The sequence below is a fragment of the Leptolyngbya sp. 7M genome (genome assembly GCF_018128485.1).
Window position 1 is genome coordinate 4322542 of sequence record NZ_CP070897.1, and the last position, 23498, is coordinate 4346039.

The 23498-nt window shown below is 49.8% G+C and carries 28 protein-coding genes and 3 pseudogenes; 18 read left to right on the forward strand and 13 right to left on the reverse strand.

Annotated elements, in window-relative coordinates; all coding sequences use genetic code 11:
* The first annotated feature begins 14 nt into the window (after positions 1–14).
* Both JVX88_RS43185 and JVX88_RS43190 read left to right on the forward strand, forming a co-directional pair.
* Entirely contained in the window at positions 15–254 is a 240-nt protein-coding gene (locus tag JVX88_RS43185) for a hypothetical protein (protein ID WP_211620296.1), read from the forward strand.
* Positions 251–445, forward strand: a complete 195-nt coding sequence (locus tag JVX88_RS43190) for a hypothetical protein (RefSeq protein ID WP_211620298.1) — start codon at positions 251–253, stop codon at positions 443–445. Before JVX88_RS43185 ends, JVX88_RS43190 begins: the two co-directional genes overlap by 4 nt.
* Here JVX88_RS43190 and JVX88_RS22115 read toward each other — a convergent pair whose 3' ends face one another.
* On the reverse strand, positions 446–1234 hold the full coding sequence (locus JVX88_RS22115) for a sulfite exporter TauE/SafE family protein (protein ID WP_211620300.1): 789 nt from the start codon (positions 1232–1234) through the stop codon (positions 446–448).
* Positions 1235–1712: 478 nt separating this feature from the next.
* Between JVX88_RS22115 and JVX88_RS22120 the strand changes: the two are divergent.
* Positions 1713–2308 (forward strand): annotated as a pseudogene (locus tag JVX88_RS22120) (ISNCY family transposase); the annotation flags it as partial.
* A gap of 548 nt (positions 2309–2856) precedes the next feature.
* On the opposite strand, the gene JVX88_RS22125 reads toward JVX88_RS22120, so the two are convergent.
* Genes JVX88_RS22125 through JVX88_RS22135 form a run of 3 tightly spaced genes read right to left on the reverse strand, consistent with a single transcriptional unit; the run spans position 2857 to position 3837 of the window.
* A complete protein-coding gene (locus JVX88_RS22125; RefSeq protein WP_211620301.1) occupies positions 2857–3252 on the reverse strand; it encodes a VOC family protein in 396 nt (131 codons plus the stop codon).
* 24 nt (positions 3253–3276) lie between these two features.
* Positions 3277–3420, reverse strand: a complete 144-nt coding sequence (locus JVX88_RS22130; protein WP_211620303.1) for a hypothetical protein — start codon at positions 3418–3420, stop codon at positions 3277–3279.
* 60 nt (positions 3421–3480) lie between these two features.
* A complete protein-coding gene (locus tag JVX88_RS22135; RefSeq protein ID WP_211620305.1) occupies positions 3481–3837 on the reverse strand; it encodes a glycogen debranching enzyme N-terminal domain-containing protein in 357 nt (118 codons plus the stop codon).
* Positions 3838–4083: 246 nt separating this feature from the next.
* On the opposite strand from JVX88_RS22135, the gene JVX88_RS22140 reads away from it, so the two are divergent.
* The 3 genes from JVX88_RS22140 to JVX88_RS22150 all read left to right on the forward strand — a co-directional run bounded on the left by JVX88_RS22140 (position 4084) and on the right by JVX88_RS22150 (position 5723).
* Positions 4084–4695: a peroxiredoxin gene (locus tag JVX88_RS22140; RefSeq protein ID WP_036001408.1), complete on the forward strand. Its 612-nt coding sequence runs from the start codon at positions 4084–4086 to the stop codon at positions 4693–4695.
* A gap of 234 nt (positions 4696–4929) precedes the next feature.
* Positions 4930–5184 carry a hypothetical protein gene (locus JVX88_RS22145; RefSeq protein WP_036001410.1) on the forward strand — a complete coding sequence of 85 codons (255 nt, stop codon included), beginning with the start codon at positions 4930–4932 and terminating at the stop codon, positions 5182–5184.
* 20 nt (positions 5185–5204) lie between these two features.
* On the forward strand, positions 5205–5723 hold the full coding sequence (locus JVX88_RS22150; protein WP_225931138.1) for an MltA domain-containing protein: 519 nt from the start codon (positions 5205–5207) through the stop codon (positions 5721–5723).
* 255 nt (positions 5724–5978) lie between these two features.
* Here the strand turns inward: JVX88_RS22150 and JVX88_RS22155 are convergent, their stop codons facing one another.
* Positions 5979–6290 carry a helix-turn-helix domain-containing protein gene (locus JVX88_RS22155; RefSeq protein WP_211620307.1) on the reverse strand — a complete coding sequence of 104 codons (312 nt, stop codon included), beginning with the start codon at positions 6288–6290 and terminating at the stop codon, positions 5979–5981.
* Positions 6291–6723: 433 nt separating this feature from the next.
* On the opposite strand from JVX88_RS22155, the gene JVX88_RS22160 reads away from it, so the two are divergent.
* On the forward strand, positions 6724–8553 hold the full coding sequence (locus JVX88_RS22160; protein ID WP_211620309.1) for an SH3 domain-containing protein: 1830 nt from the start codon (positions 6724–6726) through the stop codon (positions 8551–8553).
* Positions 8554–9280: 727 nt separating this feature from the next.
* Positions 9281–10051: a hypothetical protein gene (locus JVX88_RS22165; RefSeq protein ID WP_211620310.1), complete on the forward strand. Its 771-nt coding sequence runs from the start codon at positions 9281–9283 to the stop codon at positions 10049–10051.
* Here JVX88_RS22165 and JVX88_RS22170 read toward each other — a convergent pair.
* The 6 genes from JVX88_RS22170 to JVX88_RS22195 are packed head-to-tail and all read right to left on the reverse strand — an operon-like array spanning position 10048 to position 13620.
* Entirely contained in the window at positions 10048–10347 is a 300-nt protein-coding gene (locus JVX88_RS22170; RefSeq protein WP_211620312.1) for an ATP-binding cassette domain-containing protein, read from the reverse strand. The genes JVX88_RS22165 and JVX88_RS22170 overlap by 4 nt on opposite strands.
* Positions 10344–11156 carry an ABC transporter ATP-binding protein gene (locus JVX88_RS22175; protein ID WP_211620314.1) on the reverse strand — a complete coding sequence of 271 codons (813 nt, stop codon included), beginning with the start codon at positions 11154–11156 and terminating at the stop codon, positions 10344–10346. Before JVX88_RS22175 ends, JVX88_RS22170 begins: the two co-directional genes overlap by 4 nt.
* Positions 11149–12018 (reverse strand): nickel ABC transporter permease subunit NikC, encoded by an 870-nt coding sequence (gene nikC / locus JVX88_RS22180; RefSeq protein WP_211620316.1) that lies wholly within the window; start codon positions 12016–12018, stop codon positions 11149–11151. The genes JVX88_RS22175 and nikC overlap by 8 nt, the downstream gene beginning before the upstream one ends.
* Positions 12019–12020: 2 nt before the next feature.
* Entirely contained in the window at positions 12021–12215 is a 195-nt protein-coding gene (locus tag JVX88_RS22185; RefSeq protein WP_211620318.1) for an ABC transporter permease subunit, read from the reverse strand.
* Complete coding sequence (locus JVX88_RS22190; RefSeq protein WP_211620320.1) at positions 12212–12592, reverse strand: hypothetical protein; 381 nt, start codon at positions 12590–12592, stop codon at positions 12212–12214. Before JVX88_RS22190 ends, JVX88_RS22185 begins: the two co-directional genes overlap by 4 nt.
* A 53-nt stretch (positions 12593–12645) precedes the next feature.
* Positions 12646–13620 (reverse strand): TIGR03885 family FMN-dependent LLM class oxidoreductase, encoded by a 975-nt coding sequence (locus tag JVX88_RS22195; protein ID WP_211620322.1) that lies wholly within the window; start codon positions 13618–13620, stop codon positions 12646–12648.
* Positions 13621–13918: 298 nt separating this feature from the next.
* On the opposite strand from JVX88_RS22195, the gene JVX88_RS43195 reads away from it, so the two are divergent.
* The 5 genes and pseudogenes from JVX88_RS43195 to JVX88_RS22220 form a co-directional block, all read left to right on the forward strand.
* On the forward strand, positions 13919–14272 hold the full coding sequence (locus JVX88_RS43195) for a zinc-binding dehydrogenase (RefSeq protein ID WP_211620324.1): 354 nt from the start codon (positions 13919–13921) through the stop codon (positions 14270–14272).
* 103 nt (positions 14273–14375) lie between these two features.
* Complete coding sequence (locus JVX88_RS22205) at positions 14376–14723, forward strand: tRNA-guanine transglycosylase (protein ID WP_211620326.1); 348 nt, start codon at positions 14376–14378, stop codon at positions 14721–14723.
* Between the two features lie 38 nt (positions 14724–14761).
* Positions 14762–15184: a (2Fe-2S) ferredoxin domain-containing protein gene (locus tag JVX88_RS22210; protein WP_211620328.1), complete on the forward strand. Its 423-nt coding sequence runs from the start codon at positions 14762–14764 to the stop codon at positions 15182–15184.
* A gap of 396 nt (positions 15185–15580) precedes the next feature.
* Positions 15581–16231 carry a response regulator transcription factor gene (locus tag JVX88_RS22215; RefSeq protein WP_035997335.1) on the forward strand — a complete coding sequence of 217 codons (651 nt, stop codon included), beginning with the start codon at positions 15581–15583 and terminating at the stop codon, positions 16229–16231.
* A 342-nt stretch (positions 16232–16573) separates the two neighbouring features.
* A pseudogene (locus JVX88_RS22220) lies at positions 16574–16996 on the forward strand (DUF6658 family protein); the annotation flags it as partial.
* Positions 16997–17196: 200 nt separating this feature from the next.
* On the opposite strand, the gene JVX88_RS22225 reads toward JVX88_RS22220, so the two are convergent.
* Positions 17197–17580: a nuclear transport factor 2 family protein gene (locus tag JVX88_RS22225; protein WP_211620332.1), complete on the reverse strand. Its 384-nt coding sequence runs from the start codon at positions 17578–17580 to the stop codon at positions 17197–17199.
* A 578-nt stretch (positions 17581–18158) separates the two neighbouring features.
* Between JVX88_RS22225 and JVX88_RS22230 the strand changes: the two genes are divergently transcribed.
* The 3 genes and pseudogenes from JVX88_RS22230 to JVX88_RS22240 all read left to right on the forward strand — a co-directional run bounded on the left by JVX88_RS22230 (position 18159) and on the right by JVX88_RS22240 (position 19465).
* Complete coding sequence (locus JVX88_RS22230; RefSeq protein WP_211620334.1) at positions 18159–18845, forward strand: N-acetylneuraminate synthase family protein; 687 nt, start codon at positions 18159–18161, stop codon at positions 18843–18845.
* Positions 18743–18994: pseudogene (locus JVX88_RS22235) on the forward strand (allophycocyanin subunit beta); the annotation flags it as partial. The gene JVX88_RS22230 and the pseudogene JVX88_RS22235, both read left to right, overlap by 103 nt.
* A 267-nt stretch (positions 18995–19261) precedes the next feature.
* A complete protein-coding gene (locus tag JVX88_RS22240) occupies positions 19262–19465 on the forward strand; it encodes a phycobilisome linker polypeptide (RefSeq protein WP_036003986.1) in 204 nt (67 codons plus the stop codon).
* Between the two features lie 217 nt (positions 19466–19682).
* Here the strand turns inward: JVX88_RS22240 and JVX88_RS22245 are convergent, their stop codons facing one another.
* A complete protein-coding gene (locus tag JVX88_RS22245) occupies positions 19683–20312 on the reverse strand; it encodes a hypothetical protein (RefSeq protein WP_211620336.1) in 630 nt (209 codons plus the stop codon).
* A gap of 201 nt (positions 20313–20513) precedes the next feature.
* Here JVX88_RS22245 and JVX88_RS22250 point away from each other — a divergent pair, with 201 nt between their 5' ends.
* Both JVX88_RS22250 and JVX88_RS22255 read left to right on the forward strand, forming a co-directional pair.
* Positions 20514–20984 (forward strand): FtsW/RodA/SpoVE family cell cycle protein, encoded by a 471-nt coding sequence (locus JVX88_RS22250; protein WP_211620338.1) that lies wholly within the window; start codon positions 20514–20516, stop codon positions 20982–20984.
* A gap of 384 nt (positions 20985–21368) precedes the next feature.
* Positions 21369–23447: a fused N-dimethylarginine dimethylaminohydrolase/saccharopine dehydrogenase domain-containing protein gene (locus tag JVX88_RS22255; protein WP_317134409.1), complete on the forward strand. Its 2079-nt coding sequence runs from the start codon at positions 21369–21371 to the stop codon at positions 23445–23447.
* The last annotated feature ends 51 nt before the right edge of the window (positions 23448–23498 follow it).

Here is a 23498-nt window from a genome sequence, read left to right on the forward strand (position 1 = left end):
CAAACATAACTTATTTGTTCGTCAATCCTGCCACCGTTCTTCCGAAGAGCGACCCAAACATCAACCAGCGGATGGCACTCAACTACTCGAACGACTCCATACATTATGCGCTGAACGTGACCAACAACTTGACGGGCATTGCTACAATCAAAAGCTTCACAGCAGAAGCCTATGAGCGCAATCAGGTTCAATCTGAAAGTGATGCCTACTGCCTGGTAAAGCGATCGCTTTGTCTGCCGCTTTTTTCCCCATGATTCGGTTTACGATCGTTGCAGGATTTATTGCGACATTGTTCTTTGGTGGAGTCGCCGTGATCAACAATCAAATCACAGTAGGCACCTATGGTTTTATGGTGTTTATTGTGCAACTACTGCTGTGGCCCTTTGCCACCTTGAGCCAACTCATGGATAGCTATCAACAATCTGGCATCCATAATTTACCTTAACTAGTGAACAAAAAAGTAGATAGTAATGGCACATCCCACACTAATCACAAAACTCCGGACCCAGATCGGATGCAGCCGCTGCGCAAAACGAGCACTACTGTAGCCGCCAATCAAAGCTGCACTAGCCATTAGCGTTGCCTGCCACCAAAGCACCGCATGAGCCGCAATAAAGGTAATCACCGCGACTCCATTGGTACAGGTGGCTAGCCAGGTTTTCATCGCGTTCATTGTATGGATGTTTCTCCATCCCATCAACTCCAAAATTGCCAAAATCACAATGCCAGCACCGCCGCCAAAAAAACCAATGTAAATCGCAATCCCAAATTGCAGCAGCAGGGCTAGAACTAAGGGCAAATGATACTCCGCCTGAGTGGACGAACGAGCCGAGGAATGGCGTCGCAGCCAGCGAATCAGGGGTTGACCAAAGGCAAACACAACGGTTGCCGTCAGCATCAAATAGGGAAGCAGCGTGGTGAAGGTAGCCTGAGGCGTATGCAGCAGGATCTGTGCTCCCAAAATGCCGCCAGTAACGCTGGTGATGGTCAGCAGCAGTAGTTCTCGTCGTAAACTGATTAGCTCTTTTCGATAGGCAATCGTGCTGGCTACGGTGCCCACCCAAAGCGAGGCTGTATTCGTGGCATTGGCTTCGATTGCAGGCATGCCGGTAAACAGCAGCGTGGGGAACACAATCAAACCACCACCGCCCGCCACACCGTTGATCAGGCCACCCAGTAGCGCTACTCCAAATAATAAAACGAGTGAGAAGCCAGAATTTGCAAACTCCACCATAGTTGAGAAGAAACAATGCTTCCTCTACGGTAAGAACTGGATTTATAGATGTCCAATATATCTTTAGCTGGGTTTTAATACTTGAGAAGTCTTTTGGCAGTGGAAAGTAGAATAGTAGCCGCACTCAAGCTGATAATTTTAGCAACAGATTTAGTAACGGAGCTAGTAATTGATTTAGTAATTGTCTTAGTGAGCATTGTAATTACTTCGTTATTCGTTAATGTTACAATCCTAAACAATTCCAGGAAGGCTGAAAGCATGGTTTTGAAAAAGCTATATCAGACTATTGATACGCGAACCAATCATAGTAATGAAACATTATCGCCTTAATATCGGTGTTGTCAAGGTTAAGATAACTACAACAGCAATTCTATTTTGGCGAAAGGCTTTTCAAGTCCTGGCAGTAGCGGTATTGTGAGGACATCTGAGAGAGCCAAGAGCGCCAGAACTGTTGAAAGAACGGAGGTTGTTTGACACCATAGTCGGTGCTTTTCGCCAGCGCCTGTCCTCGCTACCGGACAAACGCACTGGCAAGAATACCCGCTATGGGATGGAAGATGCAGCCTTAAGCGCATTTAGCGTGTTCTTTACCCAGACCCCTTCGTTTCTGGCATACTAACGCATGATGGAGGGCAGCAAAGGGAAAAGCAATGCCCAAAGCCTGTTTGGTGTCCATCAGATCCTAAGCGACAACCAAATCCGGGACCTGTTAGATCCCGTGGCCCCTGAGCAGGTGTTTCCTGTGTTTGAGGAGATCTTGCAGGGGTTAGAACAGCAGGTGCAGTTAGAGCGCTTCCGCTCGGTTGCGGGCACCCTGTTGATTGCCATCGATGGAACTGAATACTTTAGTTCGAGCCAAATCCACTGCTCGAACGGCTCAAAGCGTAACCTGAAGTCAGGAGAGACCCACTACTTCCATAGCGTCATCACCCCGGTCATTTATCTCAATGGGGTGCCCCTGAGAGATAGCAATGATGCCCTGTTGGTGAACTGGTGCGAAATCACAGGTGCGAAATCACAGTGAGCCGTCCTAACGGCAAGGTGACCTATAAAAATTTGTTTGCCACCAATTACCTTGTTCTATTATTTTCTCAGATTAGTGCGCAGCGTAGTTAATCCTATCGGATCGCTCCTTCCCGGTACTTCACCCGATAAGGTGAGGCTAATACTTTTCTACTCTACCTTTCGGTCGATCGTTGTGATTCGATTCTTTTATGCTGTCAATTTTTGCAAAGTCGCAAAGTAAGCCAGATCACCGGTCTTAAACAATCCATACCAGGCTTCTAGAACTTGAGAAGCGTAGAGATCAAGTCTTCGTTAAACCAACCGTTTTGATTTGATACCGTCCAGGATTCGCTTGAGCATCGGGGTTATTGATTCCAGCGATCGCATATCCCGTTTCCTAATCAGCGAGTATATCAAATACAAACAGGTGTACAATTTGCTTCATACTTCCTCCTTTTGCGATCGCCCTCCAAACAACAATTATTTTCTGAGTTGGATCAACGTCCTAACTCAGTAGTCAATTTTGTATTACCCCAGTTTAGGCAACTAGCTTAGTTTCGGTTGTGCAATTCTTGCGTTACTGTCAAAATTTTGCGATCGCTTTCCAAAAATGTAGATCACGATGCAGCTTGATCGGTCATCCATTGAACCAGTTGCAACACAACCCCATTTGGATCAGTCACTTGAAAGAATCGTTCGCCCCAGGGTTCTGTTTCAATCGGAGTTGTAATTGTGACTCCTTCGGACTGTAATCGGCTGTATTCGCGATCGATGTCATTCACAACAAAGACAACGAGCAAGCCATCCGCCCGATGACTGCGTAGATGGACTGGCTTAAAGCTTTTCAGCCCAGTTTGTAGAAAGATTAAATTAAATCCTGCATCGGGCCGAGAGAGTGATACAAAGCCCTCGGCTGACATATCTTCCTTGAAGCCAAAGTGTTGCTTAACGAACTCAGCCGACGCGGTGACATCATCAACGTTGAGCGAGATTGCTGAAGCGGTAATTTCCATAGATAACTATTTCTCCATTTCTTCTCAATGTTTCACCTGATAGTGCAGCAACATGAATCCGTTGCGATAAATCTTGCTGTTCGTCAGGCTCAGGGAAACCTGCGGAACAGCACCTGCAAGCAGGGGAATGCCGCAACCGAGTAGAATCGGATGGACTTTCAGAATCATCTCGTTGATCTCTGGAAATAGCACTGTGGCTAAACTGCCGCCCCACACAACCAGATGTCTTTACCAGGTTGTTGCTTCAATTCTCTGACGCATCAACAACCGCCGAGTCAACTGCCAGTGAGATCGGCTCCAGGTCCAAGTCGGCACCGGATCGACCTCAAACCCTTGCAATAGACGATATCCAAGCGGCGCAACCGCTCCACTTTTCCAGAAATTAACGCCTAGCTCTACCAATTGGCCAGCTAGCTCCAGGCTGGCATCAATACGCGACAGCAGCAAGGTTCGTTGACCGGGCGGATCAAGAGCTGCGCTCAGCCAACCGTGGTAGGTGCGAGTATGGGCATCGCAAATGGTGCCGCTAGCAAAACTTCCCAATCCATTCGTTAGCAGCCATTCTCTGGTATCTAAATTATCCATGCCCCCTACGTTGAATGGCTGTTTGGTTTACCAGTCAGACTTAATTATTGGCAAACCTACGGTTTTAGGCAACAGGGAAGCAATACTCAGTACTGAGATTGCCTGCCTCTACTCAAAATCGTTATGACTATGATATAGTTGTTACAGTTCTTCAAGCATATGCTCTGCTGGCGGCTGAAGCTTAGTCGGCTAGTTAAGGGCAATACTTTATTGAAAGTAGACGTAGTTAGTTAAGGAGATTCATTCATGACCCTGACCTACAGTTCCGAAGGATGTCTCCGGGTTGGTCAATCTGCACCTGACTTCACGGCCACTGCTGTATACGATCAGGAATTCAAAACAATTAAGCTATCAGACTATCGCGGCAAGTACGTTGTTCTGTTCTTCTACCCGCTAGATTTCACCTTTGTTTGCCCTACTGAGATTACCGCATTTAGCGATCGCTACGACGAGTTCAAAGCCATCAACACAGAAATTTTAGGTGTATCGGTAGACAGCGAATTCTCTCACTTGGCTTGGACGCAAACCGATCGGAAGTCGGGTGGGGTTGGCGATTTGGCGTATCCGCTAGTATCAGATATCAAGAAAGAAATCAGCGCAGCTTACAATGTGCTCGATCCAGAAGCCGGTATTGCTCTGCGTGGTCTGTTCATCATCGACAAAGATGGTGTGATTCAGCACTCCACGATCAACAACCTGGCCTTCGGTCGTAGCGTGGATGAAACGTTGCGGACGCTGCAAGCGATTCAGTATGTACAGTCTCACCCCGATGAAGTTTGCCCTGCAAACTGGAAGCCCGGTGATGCCACGATGAATCCTGATCCGGTTAAATCGAAGGAATTTTTTGCGGCAGTGTAGTAAAGTGATCGATTAAATCATCTGATTGGTTTCCGTAGGTGGGTCGCAACCCACCTTTTTTGTGGCTGTGATTTTGCTGCTGTGATTGCTGTAGGTTTGGGGTGGTGCTGTTGAACTGCTTTCCGATCGGGGAATATTGACAGGGAATGTTGACCCCGTTGCTCGACTAGGTGAATAGCCATTTTCCCTCGGGCTAACGTAGGGTATTGTTGTTAAGGCGTTGAGGATGATCCTATGCCCAGAACTCCGAGTGAATATGCCGTTCACATCCTGCTGGAAGGGGGGCACCGCGAAGAAGTCCGCTTCTCGACTATCCAAGATTTTCAAAAGTGGTATAGCGGCGAACTGGTGCCCAAATCTGGTTCCGATGATTTCATTAACGTGCCGCTGAAAACAATGCAGGGCGAGTATATGGTGCTGCGTCCGTCGCAGGTAGTGGCCTTGCGAGTAGAGCCAGTCTTCTACGGCAGCGTGGATCGAGATTTTTGAGGTTGAGTTTTTACATCGCAATGAAACCGTTTGTCTGGCTTGCTATCAGTTTGGGCACAATGCTCTCGCCTATGCCAGCCCAGGGGCCAATTCAGATTAGTCAAGGTGTAACGAGTCCAGACTCCGCTCCTCCGATTCAGACGAACCAAGAGCAGGCCAGGCTACCCCTCCAGCGGGTGGAATGGAGTGCAGAGGTGTCATCTGAGCTAGGTTTAGACGATCGGCTCTGGAGTCGGTCCAGCGATCGAGCGGCCTTGGTCACCGCTATCGACTACTCGCTTGACTATTTGCAAACGCCAGAAGCGGTTGCCGTCTATCAAGCCTATCCAATTTCTGACTTTAGCTTGGAGCGAGTGCGTCGGAGTTTGGTTCGATTTCGCCAGTTGGTCTTGACAGCCCGTTCGCCAGAGGTGCTCCGCTCGACAGTCCAGCAGGAGTTTGACCTGTACCAGTCCGTTGGTTCGGATGGAGAGGGAACCGTCAGCTTTACGGGCTACTTTGAGCCGGCTGCTGAAATTCGGCTGACTCAGAAGAGGTAATCTGTTTATCCATAATCTATTAAGATATCAGGCTTAGGATATCCAATGTGAGGCAGCCCAGCACAGCAACTCAGCCAATGTCTGGTCGTAAAGCTGAGCGGATTACCAATTTAATTGGACTATTCAATTGGGCTATGCCCAGGCTTTGACGTTTTGGAATGCCATAGGCTATGGGATTCCTCTTTTGATATCGATAAGGGAAGCTAGTGGAAGTCAAAGGGGTTTCAAACAGAGCCTAGTTAACCCAAAATCCAGCTATTCCAACAGCGAATCGCTTTCTTCTGGCAACGGCACTGGTTCTAGAGCATCTTTAGAGATGGGTAATGTACAGCAGTTCACTTCGTCAATACACACTTTGCCCCACTGCAACGCCCATCGCACTAGCGCCACCCGATTGCCGGTCGCCGTTTTGGTCAAGATATTGCTGATATGGTTATCAACGGTCCGCTTGCTGATTTCCAACTTCTCGGCAATTTCCTGGTTGGTTAAGCCAGCAGCCACCAGTTCCACGATTTGCAATTCTCTCTCTGAGAGAGAGCCAGAGGTCTGAGACTCACCACCAGTCATATATACTTTCCCGTCGGACTACCAAACTGTGTATATGTACTTACTCTACTCATAATTCTAGTCAGTTTAGCAAGATGTCACTAGAGTCCGGATTAAAAACTTGAGGCAAGGGGCAGTTGGGGTAAAGGAATCAGAAGCTAAAAGGTAGGAAGTGGGTTGATCTGGCTCGCATGACTCTAGCTGGTTTCTGTGGATATCTTGCCCAGTAGGCGCGGCGGTCTAGAGGGGAGCTGTAGGGCGAAGGGCCAACCCAGAAGGATCAGTGGGCCATGCATTTCTACAACAGCTATCGGATTGCTATATGCTGGGGTCCTAGTCTGGTGCATAATCCCTGGTGCATAATCTCAGAGGCACTCCAATGGCTAGTTCGAAGTCAGCGATCAGAGGTTGTTGATCAAAACAGAGGCTGTTGATCAGAAAAAGTGAGCGAGATATGAAGTACATCATGGGGATGGTTGGAGTCAGCGCCGGTATGGTGATGAACATGGGACTTGCTGCCGTCGTCTGGGCCGAACAACCGCTGTCAGTGGTGTATCCATCCGATGGCCATGAAACCACCGCTGCCCAAATTTTTCTGATTGGCACGGCTCCGCCTGCGGGAGAAGTCACCGTCAATGGTCAGCCCATTGAGCGCAGCACGGCTGGACACTTTGCGCCTAGCTTCCCGCTCCAGCTTGGCGAGAATACTTTCACCTTGCGCTATCAAGATCAGGAACTCGTTCTGCGAGTAACTCGCACCGACCCCAACCCAACACTGCCGCTGGGAACTGGTTTTGCCGAAGGGTCGCTTGTCCCGGCAGTCGATATAGCCCGTTTACCGAATGAGCCGATTTGTTTCAGCGCCATTGCTCCGGCTCCGGCCACGGTCAGCGTCAGTTTGAGCAACCAAACCATCGCGCTACTGCCCCAACCCAGTTCAGTCAATTTGCCGCCCAATTCTGCAGTTTTAACCTTTAGCAATCAGCCGGCTCCGTCACCGATTACCACCTACCAAGGCTGCATGGCTGTTGCAAGTCCTGGTGATCTGGGGGTACCAGAATTTCAGCTCACCCTCAACGGCTCTACAGTCCGTCAATCTGGCCCCGGTCGCGTTAGTGTGATTGCGCCGGCCCAAGCTGAGGTGGTCGAAGTCACTGCCGATTCCGGTACGGCCCGCAGCGGCCCCAGCACCGACTACTCACGCCTCACACCTCTACCAAAGGGCACCCAAGCCAGCGTTACCGGACGAGAAGGAGAATGGCTGCGACTCGACTATGGCGGCTGGATCAGAGCCAGTGAGACCCAAGCCATCCCCAATGCAGCATTGCCCCGCACCCTGATCCGCAGCATCCGCGCTGGGACAGTGGGAGAGTGGACCGAAATCGCCTTTCCGCTACAAGTTCCGGTTCCTATGACCGTGCAACAGGGCAACCGCAGTTTTGCCCTCACCCTGCACAATACTACGGCCCAAACCGATACGATTTTTCTGAACGATGATCCGGTGATTGAACGACTCGATTGGCAGCAGGCGGCTCCCAGTCAGGTGCAGTATACCTTCAACCTCAAATCCGCCCAGCAGTGGGGTTACAAACTGCGCTATGTGCGGCTGACCCAAAATCAAGGCTCATCGCGTTTGGGAGTCCGAGCTTCGCTAGAAATTCTGGCACCCCAGGAACGTCTAATCCTGCAGCAAGAAACGGTGCGTGCCCAGCGAACCATGCCCACCACCAAAGTCGCAACCCTACTGATGGCGGAAGGGACACCCACGCTATCCGTCGGCAGTCAGATTCAATATCGCCTTTACAACTACAGCGAGCATCCGGTTTACTTTCTGCTGTTGGGCCTCGATACCAAAGGTAATGCTCTGATCTTCTATCCCAACCTCACGCCAACTGCGGCGGCAGCTATCAATCCACTTGCACCTGGTGAAGCGGTGACGGTGCCTCAAGCTCATGCGGCCAACTGGTTGGTGCAGCCTCCTAACGGTGTGGCGGAAACCCATCTGGTCTGTAGCCGAGCACCCTTCACGCAAACCTATCAGGTGTTAGCAGACATGCCGGTTAAGGTACCGGCTCAGGAAGTGGCTGTTCTACTTAACCCGCTAGACGTGGTGCAGGCAATCCTGCACGATTTGCATCAGGCCAGTAGTGAATTGCTGCCGATCAGCGAGGTGCCCAGCGATGTTTATGCGCTCGATGTCAATGCCTGGGCAACGTTGAGCTTTGTCTATCAAGTGTCAGGATTTGCGCAGGAATTAGGTGAGGCAAAGAGAGGCATTGCATAAACTAGGCATCGCATAAAAGAAGGATGAGCTTTACCAAACTCGACTGGTGCCAAGATCTACGGAGGTTAGCTTGGTTTAGACTAGAAGCCTGCTGCTTGAAGAAGGAGTGCTAGGGGGTCATAGACGCTCCCATGTATTAAATGGAGTTTGTTACTGCAATAGCATAGAATCTGCTCATCAAACTTCATCTAAGCCTCATCTAATCCCAGTATTAAATTTACAGTTTGTTGTATAACTTAAGACTGTTAAGAACTTCAGTCATCCAGCATCAAATTGAGCGGCCTGGTCAGATTGCCCTAGTTACAGCCTCCACAAGCGCATCAACTCTTCTCAATTTGAATGCTTAACGCTCGGTACACCCCACTGAGTCAAAGTCATTAGCTCCTCACTCCTTCCCTCAGGCAAGTTGAGCATTCCTGCCGAGGATGGCCCCAGTGAGTGGGGTTCAATCTGTGTTCAAGGCAATGTTTTTGGTCTATGCGCCTCTTCTTCAACTAAATAATCAATATGTGTGACTTCTAATCGGTTGATTATTCTTTGCGTTCAGATTTCGCTGACTTTAGTTTGAGAGTGATATTGCTCTCAGTCGCATCTTGCTGACTTCTCATGAGAAGTAACGCAGCAAAGTTTTTGAGTTGTTGCCGGTGCTATATACAGCAGCATCTCAGTTTTGCCTGCTTAGCTTATCTCAATCTATTCAACGTTCAAATGATTCAGCCCTACCATCATGGAAGAGACACAAATTCATTGGCTGGCTTCTGAACTTTTGCTGGGCAACAAGCATCCACTGCAACCTAATTCTGGGCTAACTTTACAGCAACCTGTTCAGCTAAGTGTAGGAGATCTATTCTCTGCGATTGTTCCAAGTGGTGTAGTGAGTCCATTCTCTGTTGTCCCACAGCTAAATTCCCTTGATTTGTCTAGCACAGTTTCAGATCGGGCTTCCCCTTCCCCTCAAGATATTCTCACTGGCCATCCTTTCGACGCTCCGCTGGTCTACTCGGACGTAGAATCATTGAACCTGAAATTCACTCAACCCTTCAACAAACCTTGCACCTCGACTGAGGAAACCTTATCAGCAGCAGTTACAATCGCTGCTGAGCAGTTAGAGGCTTTCCTGGCAGATCCAGCCTTCACTACCAAAATGCAACAAGCGTTTGGAGGAACGGGGAACGTTGAAGCCGGACGAGCAGCGCTGAGCCAATTGCTGAATTCTGATATGACAACGCCTTCGCCACTCCGTCTTGAGATCTTACCCACAGCTTCGTCAGCCGAGACAATTGTGCAAGGGGCATTTTCAGCCGAGACGAATACGATTTACCTATTTGAGGATTTTCTGTCTCGCCACATTGACAATCCTCAAGCCGTTGCAGCCGTGTTGCTCGAAGAGATCGGGCACTCCCTCGATGCGCAGCTCAATTCAACCGATACTCCGGGCGATGAAGGCGCGATTTTTGCCGCCCTCGTGCAAGGGCACTCCTTATCGCAGCAAGCTTAGCTATCTTGAAAAACCACCTGCATATCGCGCCGCAGCGATCGCAGTTCCTGTGGTTTTAGCTGGCTCAATTCCTTGCCCTGAAACCAGATCTCGCCGCGATCGGGCTTTTCTAAACCCAGCACCATCCGTCCTAACGTACTTTTCCCAGCACCGCTTTCCCCCACCACACCTAAACAACTTCCAGACGCAAGATCGATCGAAACATCTTGCAATGCTGGAATAAGCTGCGTTTTACCACTCCAGCCCAACCGTAACTGATAGGTTTTAGAAACATGCTGTACGGATAGTAATGTCATCGTCTTGCTCCCAAGTGATGCGTTAATCGAGACGCAAGAAGTGAACGAGTATAGGCATGTTGAGGATGATCGAATAACTGCTCGACGCTGGTTTGTTCGACAAACTCACCATTCCGCATTACCGCCACGCGATCGGCGAGTTGAGCAATCACGCCTAGATCGTGCGTGACTAATAGTAGAGCGCAATTGGTTTGCTGTTGCAGTTGTTTGATCAGTCCCAGAATTTGCATTTGAGTAATCACATCCAATGCGGTTGTCGGTTCATCGGCAATTAACACTTGCGGTTGTAAAGAAAGCGCGATCGCAATCATGACCCGTTGCAGCATGCCACCGCTGAGTTGAAATGGAAATTGACGCAGCACTCGCGACGGATCAGGTAAACCAACGGCGGCTAAATGTTCAGTGGCGATCGATCGAGCCGCAGTATCAGACAGTGAGCGATGCGATCGTAGGGTTTCGATAAATTGCCGTTGAATCGTGGCGATCGGGTTGAAGAAACTAGCGGGATTTTGCAGAACCATGCCGATTTTTTCTCCGCGGATCTGGCGCAACTCAGCCGGATTTAACCCGATTAATTCCTGCCCTAAAAGCTGGACGCTGCCTTGAACCGTTGCCCCTTGCAGTAATCCCAGAATCGATAGACAGGTAACACTTTTGCCACTACCACTTTCGCCAATGATGCCTAAAACTTTTCCCGATCGCAGTTGAAAGCTGATATTGCGGACGATCGGAATTGTTCCAGAATTGCGACGCGATCGCACCGGAAATGCAACCTGCAATTGATTAACAGTGAGGACAGATTCAGCCATTTTGTAATTTCGTTTTCAATGTTTCCATTCGCACTTGCTTCTCCATACGCGGATCAAGCACATCCCGCAGCACATCACCCACAATATTAAACGCGAGGGTCGTGATAAAAATCATCAAACCTGGGTAGAGCATCAGTTCTGGCTGGCGGCGGAAATACTCACGTCCGTCGTTGATCATGGCTCCCCATTCTGGTGTAGGAGGCTGAATGCCTAATCCCAAAAACGATAAGCCTGCAATGTGCAAAATCATGTGGCTAATATCGAGCGATGTGAGAATAGCCAGTTCCGCGATCGTATACGGCAAGATATGCCTGAGCATGATCGGCAAACTGCTTGCGCCGGATACAATCGCCGCTTGAATAAAATCGCTTTCCTTCACGCTTAAGACGCGACTGCGAACAATGCGGGCATAGCCTGCCCAGTGGGTTATTGCCAGGGCAAAGATTAAATTCCCAACTCCGGCTCCTGAGATGCCAACGATCGCCAGCGACAAAATCAGCGCCGGAAAGGCGAGAAACACATCGCATAGCCGCATTAGCCAGCTATCCACTTTGCCGCCCACATAGCCCGCGATCAAGCCAACAATCAGGCTAATAGTAGTGGTGAACATAATGACCACCAGCGAGATCGACAGCGACACCCGTGAGCCGTAGATTAAGCGTGACAAGATACAGCGACCGAGATGATCGGTTCCCAACGGAAAAGCAGCACTCGGCGGCTGAAGCTTCTGTGTTAAATCAACCGCTAAGGGATCGTGAGGTGCGATCAGCGGGGCGAATATTGCGGTGAGAACGACGATCGCAATCAGGCTAAGACCTAGCCACGCCAGTTTGTGATCCAAAAGCTTTTGCAGAATTGCCATGATTAAACTTCTTGTTTACCAAAACGAATACGCGGATCGAAATAGCTGTAGGTCAAATCAACGATGAGATTGACGACGACAAATAGCACAGCTGTTAAACAGACATAGCACTGCACGACTGGATAATCGCGATTGAGAATGGATTGAACTGCAAATCGTCCCAGTCCCGGCAGTGCGAACACATTTTCTACGATCACTGCACCAGAAATAAAATCACCGGCATCTGATTGCGCGTCTCTAACTGGACCTGAATTGGTTGGCTCGACTGGACGGCTTCCCTGAGCTGCAAGTTGATCAATCTAGCTCGTTCCTCTGCACTGAACTGTTCAGAATTGCTGATTTGAAACAGGGGTTGACCATCCAGAACAACCGTTGCCTGATTGGCGATTCGACTGGCAGTTGGATTAGTCGTTTGAGCTGCAGATGAATTTTGAAATTGAGCGATTGCAGGCGATAAAAGACCAAATAGCAAACTGACGCTAAGAATAATCGAGATTACAAGCGTAAACCAACGAAAGCTGGAACTTAAGCAGATCCGTGAACGGCGAGAATAAAACAACTGAAAGCAAGGCATCGGTTCTTCAACGCAACAACTGGTTTGATCGTATCCTTCACTCCAATCTGGCACTAATCTTGCTTGGCTGCCAGCATCGGAATCACTTTCTCACCAAATGTACGAATAAACTGCTCTTGTTCTCGATTGACGTTGTGTAAAATCAACTCATCAAATCCCAACTCAATGTCTTGCTGCAACCACTCGAGATGCTGCTGAATATCGGCTGAGATGCGAACATAGTTATTCAATTCATCGGGCTGAATAAATTCTCCTAGGGCGTCAAATTGCTGGGGCGTGCGTAACTCGGTCAGAACATGGTTAGGAAAAATATTACTGCGCCATTGCTGGTGTGCCTTCTGTTGAGCGCTTGCCAGATCCCGGTCATAGGAAAGCTGTACTTTTAAGATCATTGGCTTGCCGACTCCTCCCCCACGCCGAAAGGCTTCTACAACCGGCCTCAGCTTTTCTGGTGGACGAGAAATCGTAATCAGGCCATCGGCCCAGCTTCCTAGCCATTCAGCGGTTTTCGCCGTTACGGCAGCTCCAATAATCAAAGGTGGCGTCTGGGGGCGGGTGTAAAGCCTGGCCTCTTCTACACAAACCAATCCCCGCTGGGTGACGGTCTCTCCAGCCCACAGAGCACGCATAATATCAGCGCATTCCTTCAGGCGAGCATTGCGTTCGTCTTTACAGAGCCATTTATTGCCGGTAATCCGTTCGTTTAGCGCCTGACCGCTGCCAATCGTCAGCCAAAAGCGATTCGGAAACATCTCGGCTAGGGTAGCGGCAGCCTGAGCGATAATCGCAGGATGATAGCGGTCGCCGGGTGCATTGACAATCCGATAGGCCAAACTGGGAGTCGCCTGCATCGCTGCACCAAGCCACGACCAAGCAAAGCCACTCTGTCCCTGCTGCTCACTCCAGGGATGAAAATGATCCGAGGAAAGGACATGGGTAAATCCTGCCTGTTCTGCTAATTGTACATATTGGAGGAGTTCACTGGGTTTGAACTGTTCGTGGGAGGCATGAAAACCAATTTTGACCATAAATGAACTCATCTCCTAAACTGAAAAGTGAACGCGAAATATAAACGATTCAGTAAACGCTAGAGCTAATGCTGATACAATCGCAGATAATGCAATTGAACTGACTAAGCATGGCCCAAGCATTCCACTCTTAGCAACTTTGCTGTCTCTCAACGTCCTGCTAAGGTTAGAAATTATAGAAATCACCAATATTAAAGTCGCTGGTATTGCAGCCAGGTGAACTGTCAGCGAATCATCAGATTCCCCCAAATGTGCCAGAATCAAAGGCAGAAGCAAACTTCATCCTAAGGAGTGCGTCATGAAAGCTGTAATCATCAACCGTTATGGTTTGCCGGATGTATTGCAGTATGCCGATATAGACAAGCCCCAGATTAAGCCCGATCAAATGCTGGTTAAGGTCTATGCTAGCAGCGTCAACCCCATTGATTGGAAAATTAGAAAAGGGATGCTGAAAATTCTCACCGGCAATCGTTTTCCGATCGTGCTTGGCTTTGATGTGGCGGGTGAAGTTTACTTAAAACAGCAGATTGAGACCGGCAAACTTCAGAGTGTTATCGATCGCACCTATCCGCTAGCAGCAGCTGCAGCCGCCCATACCTACAGTGAGACAGGACGCGCCCAAGGAAAAGTTGTGATCACAATCGCTAGCTAGTTTTGTTCGCTAATTCATCGGCTGATTCTGCTGGCGTTCGGTTGCACGTTTTACTTTAGTAATCCAGGGCTGATACATTCTTAGAATTTCAGCATAAGGAACGGTGGTTTCAAATACCAGTTGTGAGAGTTTGGCCCGCCACGGCAGTGCGTTAGTACGAGGAGAGCGCTGGAATCTCAAAAACGCTCGCTTCAAGGAAGATTTTACGCCCCTCGATGCAGATTGTCCCTGCTACACCTGCCGCCACTTCAGCCGCGCCTACATCAGCCATTTGCTCAGATCTCAGGAAATTCTGGGCTACACCCTGCTTTCGATTCACAACATCACCGAACTGGTGCGGTTCACGGAACGAATTCGAGCCGCGATTCTAGCTAATCGGTTTGTAGAAGAGTTTGGCGATTGGCTCCAGCCAAGTGAATCTCCAGCGGTTGCTCATTTCCGTTCGATATAATTGCTTCACTAATCCACTAGAGTTCTACAGGATCGTCCATGCCTCCCGACTGCGATCTGCTCGCGTCTGACTCTCTTCATACCTGTGTGAAAGCGCTGGGGTTGCCCCAGATTCAGCGCCATGTTTTTATCTGTGCCGATCAAACCAATCCTAAATGCTGTAGCAAAACAGATAGTCTAGTCGCTTGGGACTACCTGAAGCAGCGGCTCAAGCAGCTCAAACTGGATCAGCCCACGGCAGAGGGGACTTCCTGTGTGTTTCGCACCAAAGCCAACTGTTTACGAGTTTGCCAGCAGGGGCCGATTTTGGTCGTCTACCCGGATGGAGTTTGGTACCATAGCGCCACTCCGGAAGTGATCGAACGGATCATTCAAGAACATTTGCTAAGAAATCAGATCGTGCAGGACTATGCGTTTTTGGTTCACCCCTTGCCCCAACCCGCCGAGGTAGAGCCGAGCTAAAGCAGCAGGAAAGCGCCAATCGAGCCATGCCTGGAAGCTGATTTTGTATGACTGAGGAAAAATTCTGCTGAGTCATGCTAACAACACTACCCGATTGGAGGAAAAGCAATATACAATATCGCGGTAGATAGACTCGTAGTTTCTACCTCTGACTTCGGAGCGTCGAGTGGTTCTCTGAGTTCAGTGAATTCACGGTTTGTCTTGACCGCCTCGGCTTGTGATTGAGTAGTTTCTCTCTTCAGATTTGTGAAATCTAGCTTCCAAAATTGAAATAGTGTGCCATCCACCCGTGCAATCAACCAAAGTCGTTTCGGCGATTTCGGCGTTGTGTAGAATTACTGGATATCATAATTGGCAGGTTTTGCTATTGACTCTGAACATAGCGAGTAGTTAAGCATGAGCAAGGAAACTAGCGTAGGAGAGCACAAGCGGCTGTTGCTGATTGATGACGATCCGAACTTAATTCTATTAGTCAAAGATTATTTGGAGTTTCGAGGGTACGAAGTCATTACCGCAGAAAATGGTCAAGATGCACTGGAGTTGCTGGACAACGAGACTCCAGACATGATCATTTGCGATGTGATGATGCCGCAGATGGATGGCTATTCACTGGTTGAGAATGTCCGCAAAAATCCTCGCACAAGCTGGATTCCAGTTCTGTTTCTATCCGCTAAAGGGCAGAGTCAAGATCGGGTGAAGGGATTAAATACAGGGGCTGATGTCTACATGGTGAAGCCCTTCGAACCCGAAGAATTGGTAGCTCAGGTCGAGTCCTCACTCAAGCAGGCATCGCGGTTAATTCAGCGGCAAGACAAGTCTACCGAAACGACTCCTAAAATCCAGGTGCCCTTCGATGTAGAGCTAACTCCCACCGAGCTGCGGGTCGTTCAGTTTGTGGCACGAGGCATGGCAAATCGGGAAATTGCTGAGGAGCTGAACGTGAGCCAACGGACAATTGAAAGCCACGTCAGCAACATGTTGGGCAAAACTGGGCTGCATAACCGCACTGAACTAGCGCGTTGGGCGATCGAAAACAGCATGGCTTAAGATGATGGCTTGGGTCATGATCTAGGCGCATCGCATAGAGGACTTGTTCAACTTGGCTTCTGGCACCTTCCAAAAAACCAGCCTAAGCTGGCAGCTTCAGCAGCTCTCTCAACAAGTGGGCGAGTGGTTAGAGGGTCTGCTGCCGCGTAACGCCAACGCCCCTACCGCCGACATCCCTCAACTACCAGAATGGCTACTCGAGGGGCTATTTTGGCTGATGGTGATTGCTGCAATTGTGTGGGCCGGCTGGCAGCTCTACAGGCTGCTGGGTCCCTATTTAGCTGAGTTTTGGCAAGTTGAGCAGGTGGATGATCGAACGGGTGTGGCTCCGTCTCCGCAGCACATGAAATGGGCGCAAAGCCTGATAATCCCGCTGTTCAAATGGGTGGACAAAACAACCCCTACAAAATGGGCGGCGATGGCTATACCAAGTACAAAATGTCTACCGACCCAGCCGCTCACCGCAACGACCAATCCAGCCTGCCGCTCACGCCGCTTGTAGCCGTAGCTGAACCCAACGGAGCCGATGGCTTGCTCTATCCTGGCCCCGACAAGGCTAAATCTGCTGGTAGTGTCAATGACTTTGTCAGCCCAGAGCGGCAACGAGAACTATGGGATCCGGCCCAAATTCCGTCCAAACCTCAGCCTAGTATCAATCGCTCTGACCCGGATGCAAAGTTGCTAGAGCGCGTTGGACAAGCTTTTGAAGATGCCTCTCAGTTCTTGAACGAAGGTACTGAGGTGCTCGGCGAGCCTCATTCTTAGGAACCTAGGGCGTCCGATAGGGGCGAAGCATTTGCTCAATCATTTGGAGCGCAAGCCTACAGATTTATCAGCAAGATCCTCCAAGTAAGGGCGAAGCATTTGCTCAATCATTTGGAGCGCAAGCCTACAGATTTATCAGCAAATGCTTCGCCCCTATCTGACGCCCAACCAACCGAATCCAAATCAAAACCCCACATCGATCACCCTCTGATTTGCGCCATCATCGCCTTGTCATCCCAATAGGATGAAACCTGCTGAATTTTATCGTCTCGCATCACAAATACGCTAATTCCTTCAGCTATTCCTCGCTTGCCGCTCTTGCCCTCAGCTCGCATGGTCCATTTGACGGCGGCTTGGTTGCTATTGATAAAGACATGGTCCTGTGAGAGCTGGAGGTCTTTGAAAGCGAGTGTCAGCAGGCTAAAAAATTCTTCAGCGTTTTCGCGCGGCTTGCTGGGTGGATTGCCAACCGGATCGTAAATCAGTGCATCCTCAGTGAAATTCTCAGCCCACGCTTGCGGGTTCATGGCTTGAAGCTGGGTAAAGTAGGCGTCTACTAAGGCTCGAATTGTTTCTGGCGGCATGGCAAGTTTCTCCGAGTTCTACAGCGACTTATAGATTACTTAGGGCAATAGGCCCACTCTACAACAGACGCGGTCAGCAAACCCATTGCTCTCCTGCCAAAATGGCAGCAACAAACCGACCTGCCCCAACAGGGTACTTGACGGACTTCTGTAGACTTTGCTACGGTTAGCAGTAAGTTAATTTTCTATCGCAAATCCGAGAGTTTATGCTGCACTCCAGCCAATACTTTTATTTTTGGTTTTTTACGGAGGTTCACCAGGGGTGAGTTCAGTTTGTTATGAACCTCTTGGTGAACCGCAGAACGAACTCTGCGGTTTTTGTTTTATGAGTCTGTTTTAGTTTACTAGTTCACTAATTGACCCACTCGACCCCATCCTGAGGACACCTCGATGACTCACTCACTCGCAAATTGGTTTGGTTTTTACTTTTTTTGGACCAGGAAAACATCCGGGTGAAATGGTCATGCAAATGCTCAGGCAGCCCGGAACCGCAAGGAACCGGGTTTTTTAATTTTGATTAGCTCTCCTAACTCAAAACTCAAAACTTAAAACTCAAAACTAACCACAAGGATCCTTCCATGCAGAAAGCAAAACTCACCCTCAAAACCAGCCCCGACCACCAAACGATTGTGCAAATCTCTGAACAGGTCAGCGTCGGTGGCAGCGATCTCCTGATAGTAGGCGGCCCCTGTGCCGTTGAAAGCCAAGCCCAGATGGAAGCGGTTGCTAGCCGGCTGGTGATGGCTCCGGTGCAGGCCATACGCGGTGGGGTATATAAGCCCCGGACCTCACCCTATGACTTTCAGGGGCTAGGCGTGGAAGGACTGAAGATTTTAGCAGCGGTGCGGGAACGCTCGGGGCTGCCGGTAATCACCGAGGTGATGGCAATTTCCCAAATTGAAGCGATTACCACCTATGCTGACGTGCTGCAAGTGGGGAGCCGCAATATGCAAAATTTTGATTTATTGAAAGCGCTAGGTGAAATTAATAAACCCGTATTGTTAAAGCGCGGTTTGGCGGCGACGATCGAAGAATTCGTGATGGCTGCCGAATATATTCTGAGTCATGGGAATCCCAACGTAATCCTATGCGAGCGCGGCATCCGCAGTTTCGATACCTACACGCGCAATGTGCTGGATTTGGGTGCAGTGGTGGCCCTGAAGCAAATTGCATCCGCGACCTCGACTACTACCTCCGCTATGCCACCTACGCTATGCTGGCTGGCGATCCTTCCATCCTGGATGAGCGCGTGCTCAACGGTTTGAAGGAAACCTACAACTCGCTGGGTGTACCCATTGCCGCTACCGTGCAAGCAATCCAGGCAATCAAGGAAGTCACCGCTAGCTTGGTGGGTGCTGATGCTGGTAAAGAAATGGGCGTTTACCTCGATTACATCTGCTCTGGCTTGAGCTAATTTCTTAAGTTGTGAGTGTTGAGCGCTGAATGATGGTGAAAGTTCTATCTAATTCAAAGCTCAAAACTTAGAACTCAAAACTGATTGAAGTCTGGGAAGTCTGGTGTGAGTGTTAGATCGTTGATGGCTGTTTCAAGGCGGCTATGGCAGTCTAAGATTGGCCCTAGATTCCCAGGCTTAGCGTAATTAGCTGAAGTGATTTTAGATAACGTCTAAAAGTCTAAATTCAACAGAAGTTTTTCAGTTTACAAGGAGAGTGACGGCCCCATGCGAATGTTCAAAATCACGGCTTGCGTTCCTAGCCAAACCCGGATTCGCACACAGCGGGAACTGCAAAACACCTACTTCACCAAACTGGTTCCTTACGATAACTGGTTCAAGGAGCAGCAGCGCATCATGAAGATGGGTGGCAAGATTGTTAAGGTTGAATTGGCGACGGGTAAACCGGGCGTCAATACGGGCTTGGCGTAGTTCTATTTAGCTCTTTTCCAGTTGGATCTATTTAGACGAGTTTCAGCTCTGACTGACGGCGTCAAGCAAAATCTAATAAGCAAAATCTCAAAGGTTGAGAGAAATTTGAGAGGGTGTTTGAAGAGTGGGAGGGGTGAGCCTTGACGCACTTTTCGGGCATCCTCTTAAAGTTTTAAAAGTATTTAAGGGATGGTGGCGAGAGATGCAAAAAGCATAATCATTTAGCCTTTGTGTCAGGTTCCAAAATTTTGATCAAAATTCGCAACAGAGCTTCTAAGTCGGCAGGAACCCGGTAGAGATCAAGGTCTTGGATCACTTCACGAGATCGGCGATCAAACTGACCAAACTGCCAGATCGTTCCGGTTGAAATTGCTCCTTGCAAGATGGGTTGCTCAGATTCTATCCATTGATCGAGGGCAATGAGTTCGATGGCGAGTTGAACAAAGCCTCGTTCTAGATCTTCATTCTTCGCTTCGATTACCAGAAATGTCTGGTGAGTTTGGAGCAGGTAATCCAACGAGCCTTTGAGTTGGTTACTAACAGCAACAGGATATTCCACGTTGAGAGTAGCCTGAGTATAGTGCAGCACATCCATCAACACAGGTGCAATCAAGAATTCCCGTCGTGCCATTTCGCTAGTCAGGCTCAGACGGGGAAGGCTTTCCTCGATTCGGGCCGTTAAGTCGGTGAGGCGATCTAGGTCGCCGGAGTAATGAGGCAACTTGAGAGAGCAGCGTTGGAGAGAAGCGTTGAAATAGGCCAAAATATCTTGCGGAGCAAAGTTGAGTTTGAAGTAGTCGGCAAAGATGTAGGACTGATCGGGTTGAATAATCGTTGCTCTAGACATAGAAGGCGACTCCTATCGACAAATCCACAAGTAAGTTTGAATAACTTTAATTCGGGGCTGGATCAAAATCCTTAGACTTGAGCTACCCTATGGAGGCATCTTCTGCAAAAGGCTGTCTTACTAGGCGATTGTCTTGGTTGATCAGCCTAGAATCCTGCGAGTTGCTGTATCTAGTTTCCATCTCATTATCGTCAATCCGGCATGGCTTCAATCGTTCGCTTCCTGTTGCCGTTTTATGATCCCTCGGCTCAAACCTGGTCATTTGAGGCGCGTGCCCTGCGCTGGTTGACTTTCTTGTGGCTGTCAGTCGGGTTAGTGGTGATGTTTTCGGCGTCCTACGTGGCAGCCGGTGCCGAGCGGGGGGATAACCTATATTTCTTCAAAGGTCAGCTCGTCTGGATTTTTCTGGGCTTGACTTGCTTCAACATCCTGGTCCACTCTTCGATGCGCTATGCGCTGGGTTTGGCTGACTGGGGCATCATGATTTTCCTGGGACTGATCCTGGCGACGCTGATTCCGGGAATTGGCACAACGGTAAATGGCGCGACGCGTTGGTTGGTAATTGGACCTGCGGCGATTCAGCCCTCAGAGATGATCAAGCCGAAATCAACCTGCCAGACGCTCATTCATTTACTCCTCGCGTTTTCCCGTTCAGCTGCAGCGTTCCATTAGCGTCATGAATTCCTGACTCGTCACGCTAATCTTATCCGAATCTAAATTCGCTACCGTAATAAGATAGATAGTTGGCTTTCTCAGCTTTTTTAACCAATTTGCAACCCCTAATTCAAGTACTTACAGCGTTTTTCACTCATGTGAGGTATGGGGGTGTGGGGGCTTCGCCCCCACGCAGGGGCAGTGCCCCTGCACCCCGTTTTTCGTACTTCACTAGCCTGAAAAAGGCTGTAGACGAGATTTCAGGTACTTAAACGAATAGCAAGCAAGTGAATGGAAACGGGTAACAGAGTTTGGCTGCGAGTCTCTGTCAAGACGACCCTTTGAAAGTTGGTTCCATTGCTTCTCAAATGACTGCTTCCACATTACACGACTGAATTGATTATGAGTACAGCTTCAATCCGTTTTCTGATGTGTCCTCCCACCTACTACGACGTGGATTATGTGATTAATCCGTGGATGGAAGGAAATGTGCATAAATCGTCCCGCGATCGCGCTGTGGAGCAATGGCAAAAATTGTTCCATGTGATGAAGGAACATGCCGTCGTGGACTTGGTTGAGCCGCAGCTTGGTGTGCCCGATATGGTGTTCACGGCCAATGCTGGTTTGGTTCTAGAAAACACCGTTGTTTTGAGCCGCTTCTATCACAAAGAGCGTCAAGGCGAAGAACCGTTCTTCCAGCAGTGGTTTGAACAGAATGGGTTTACGGTCCATACGCTGCCCAAAGACCTACCGTTTGAAGGAGCTGGAGATGCCTTGCTCGACCGCGAAGGCCGCTGGCTCTGGGCTGGATATGGATTTCGTTCTGAACTCGACTCCCATCCCTATCTGGCCAAATGGTTGGATATTGAAGTGCTGTCGTTGCGGTTGATGGACGAGCGGTTCTATCACCTTGATACCTGTTTCTGCCCGCTGGCAAACGGCTATTTGCTCTATTACCCACCCGCGTTCGACTCCTACTCGAATCGCCTGATCGAAATGCGTGTTCCTGAGCACAAGCGAATTGCTGTTGATGAACCTGATGCAGTTAACTTTGCTTGTAATGCGGTCAACATCGATCGCGTCATCATCATGAACAAAGCCAGTGATGACCTGAAACAGCGACTAGAGCAGGTGGGTTTCCGAATCGTAGAAACGCCGCTGACGGAATTCTTGAAAGCCGGTGGAGCCGCCAAATGCTTAACCCTGCGGGTGACCGAATCGGTTCAGCCTTTACACCATGCTGCTGCTACAATCGAGAGCCGCACAATTCAACTGCAAGGCCATTTGCTGGATTCGGGGTTGATCAGTCGAGCGTTGGATCTGGTCAGTGAAGGCGGCGGTAGCTTCCAGGTGTTGAACTTTCACTTGGGTGAGCAAAAGCAAAGCACCTCTTCGGCAGAAATTCGGGTCACGGCACCGTCCCACGACGTGATGGAAAAAATCATGTCGCAGTTGATCGATCTGGGAGCGGTAGCACCGCCGCAAGAAGTTTGTGACAACCCGCTGGAAACCGTCACCCAAGATGGCGTGGCACCGGATGATTTCTATGTCACCACGATCTACCCCACCGAGGTGCGGGTCAACTGTGAGTGGGTGCGGGTCCAGAACCAGCGCATGGACGGAGCAATTGTGGTTTCTCAAACTCCAGAAGGCGTGGTGGCGGAATGCAAACTGCTGCGAGATTTGCGTCAGGGGGACCGCGTAGTCGTCGGGGTTGAAGGCATCCGCACTGTGCGCAAGACCGAATCGCGGGAAGTGCGGACCGCCAACGACAAAGAGTTCAGCTTTATGGGTTCGGGGGTTTCCAGCGAGCGGCGCGTGGAGCTAGTCGTTGAGCAAATCGCCTGGGAACTGCGCCAAATCCGCGACCGGGGCGGCAAGATGGTGGTGGTGGCTGGACCGGTGGTGATCCATACGGGCGGTGCCGAACACCTGTCGCGTCTGATCCGCGAGGGCTATGTGCAGGCGCTGCTGGGCGGAAACGCGATCGCCGTCCACGATATTGAGCAAGCGCTGATGGGAACCTCGCTGGGAGTCGATATGCAGCGGGGGGTCTCTGTCCGGGGCGGGCATCGTCACCACCTGAAGGCGATCAACACGATTCGGCGCTCTGCGGATAGTGGGAACGCCACTTACCCCAATCGATGGCGCTCCAATGCAGGACTGCCAGATGCTCTCCGTTTGCCATCTCGGTTGCCTTCCTTGTTCGCTGCGCCTCCAACGTCAATCTCACAATCCCAGCTACTCGTTTCTGCCGCCGGCCCGTTCGGCCCGACCGGCCACATTTTCGATGGCCGCCACCGCCGCCCGGGAGCCAGCAATGATGTCTCGCTCTTGCCCACCCAGGTAGAGTCGCCCAAAACTGCCCACCGCAGAAATATGCAGAATGTTGATCAATGCGGCTTTTTCGGCTTCGTTAGCGGCAAGGGCGGCATAGGCAGCGGGTTCCACTTCCAACACATACAGCGTTTGCCCCGCTAGCAACATATTGCCTTTGCGGGTGCGGTTGATCAACTGGGTGTGGTGAGCGTC

Bases quoted from the DNA above. Each gene is read 5' to 3' on its own strand.
- JVX88_RS43190 (WP_211620298.1), top strand. From the start codon at position 251: ATGATTCGGTTTACGATCGTTGCAGGATTTATTGCGACATTGTTCTTT.
- JVX88_RS22115 (WP_211620300.1), bottom strand. From the start codon at position 1,234: ATGGTGGAGTTTGCAAATTCTGGCTTCTCACTCGTTTTATTATTTGGA.
- JVX88_RS22125 (WP_211620301.1), bottom strand. From the start codon at position 3,252: ATGGAAATTACCGCTTCAGCAATCTCGCTCAACGTTGATGATGTCACC.
- JVX88_RS22130 (WP_211620303.1), bottom strand. From the start codon at position 3,420: ATGATTCTGAAAGTCCATCCGATTCTACTCGGTTGCGGCATTCCCCTG.
- JVX88_RS22135 (WP_211620305.1), bottom strand. From the start codon at position 3,837: ATGGATAATTTAGATACCAGAGAATGGCTGCTAACGAATGGATTGGGA.
- JVX88_RS22140 (WP_036001408.1), top strand. From the start codon at position 4,084: ATGACCCTGACCTACAGTTCCGAAGGATGTCTCCGGGTTGGTCAATCT.
- JVX88_RS22145 (WP_036001410.1), top strand. From the start codon at position 4,930: ATGCCCAGAACTCCGAGTGAATATGCCGTTCACATCCTGCTGGAAGGG.
- JVX88_RS22150 (WP_225931138.1), top strand. From the start codon at position 5,205: ATGAAACCGTTTGTCTGGCTTGCTATCAGTTTGGGCACAATGCTCTCG.
- JVX88_RS22155 (WP_211620307.1), bottom strand. From the start codon at position 6,290: ATGACTGGTGGTGAGTCTCAGACCTCTGGCTCTCTCTCAGAGAGAGAA.
- JVX88_RS22160 (WP_211620309.1), top strand. From the start codon at position 6,724: ATGAAGTACATCATGGGGATGGTTGGAGTCAGCGCCGGTATGGTGATG.
- JVX88_RS22165 (WP_211620310.1), top strand. From the start codon at position 9,281: ATGGAAGAGACACAAATTCATTGGCTGGCTTCTGAACTTTTGCTGGGC.
- JVX88_RS22170 (WP_211620312.1), bottom strand. From the start codon at position 10,347: ATGACATTACTATCCGTACAGCATGTTTCTAAAACCTATCAGTTACGG.
- JVX88_RS22175 (WP_211620314.1), bottom strand. From the start codon at position 11,156: ATGGCTGAATCTGTCCTCACTGTTAATCAATTGCAGGTTGCATTTCCG.
- nikC (WP_211620316.1), bottom strand. From the start codon at position 12,018: ATGGCAATTCTGCAAAAGCTTTTGGATCACAAACTGGCGTGGCTAGGT.
- JVX88_RS22190 (WP_211620320.1), bottom strand. From the start codon at position 12,592: ATGCCTTGCTTTCAGTTGTTTTATTCTCGCCGTTCACGGATCTGCTTA.
- JVX88_RS22195 (WP_211620322.1), bottom strand. From the start codon at position 13,620: ATGGTCAAAATTGGTTTTCATGCCTCCCACGAACAGTTCAAACCCAGT.
- JVX88_RS43195 (WP_211620324.1), top strand. From the start codon at position 13,919: ATGAAAGCTGTAATCATCAACCGTTATGGTTTGCCGGATGTATTGCAG.
- JVX88_RS22210 (WP_211620328.1), top strand. From the start codon at position 14,762: ATGCCTCCCGACTGCGATCTGCTCGCGTCTGACTCTCTTCATACCTGT.
- JVX88_RS22215 (WP_035997335.1), top strand. From the start codon at position 15,581: ATGAGCAAGGAAACTAGCGTAGGAGAGCACAAGCGGCTGTTGCTGATT.
- JVX88_RS22225 (WP_211620332.1), bottom strand. From the start codon at position 17,580: ATGCCGCCAGAAACAATTCGAGCCTTAGTAGACGCCTACTTTACCCAG.
- JVX88_RS22230 (WP_211620334.1), top strand. From the start codon at position 18,159: ATGCAGAAAGCAAAACTCACCCTCAAAACCAGCCCCGACCACCAAACG.
- JVX88_RS22240 (WP_036003986.1), top strand. From the start codon at position 19,262: ATGCGAATGTTCAAAATCACGGCTTGCGTTCCTAGCCAAACCCGGATT.
- JVX88_RS22245 (WP_211620336.1), bottom strand. From the start codon at position 20,312: ATGTCTAGAGCAACGATTATTCAACCCGATCAGTCCTACATCTTTGCC.
- JVX88_RS22250 (WP_211620338.1), top strand. From the start codon at position 20,514: ATGGCTTCAATCGTTCGCTTCCTGTTGCCGTTTTATGATCCCTCGGCT.
- JVX88_RS22255 (WP_317134409.1), top strand. From the start codon at position 21,369: ATGAGTACAGCTTCAATCCGTTTTCTGATGTGTCCTCCCACCTACTAC.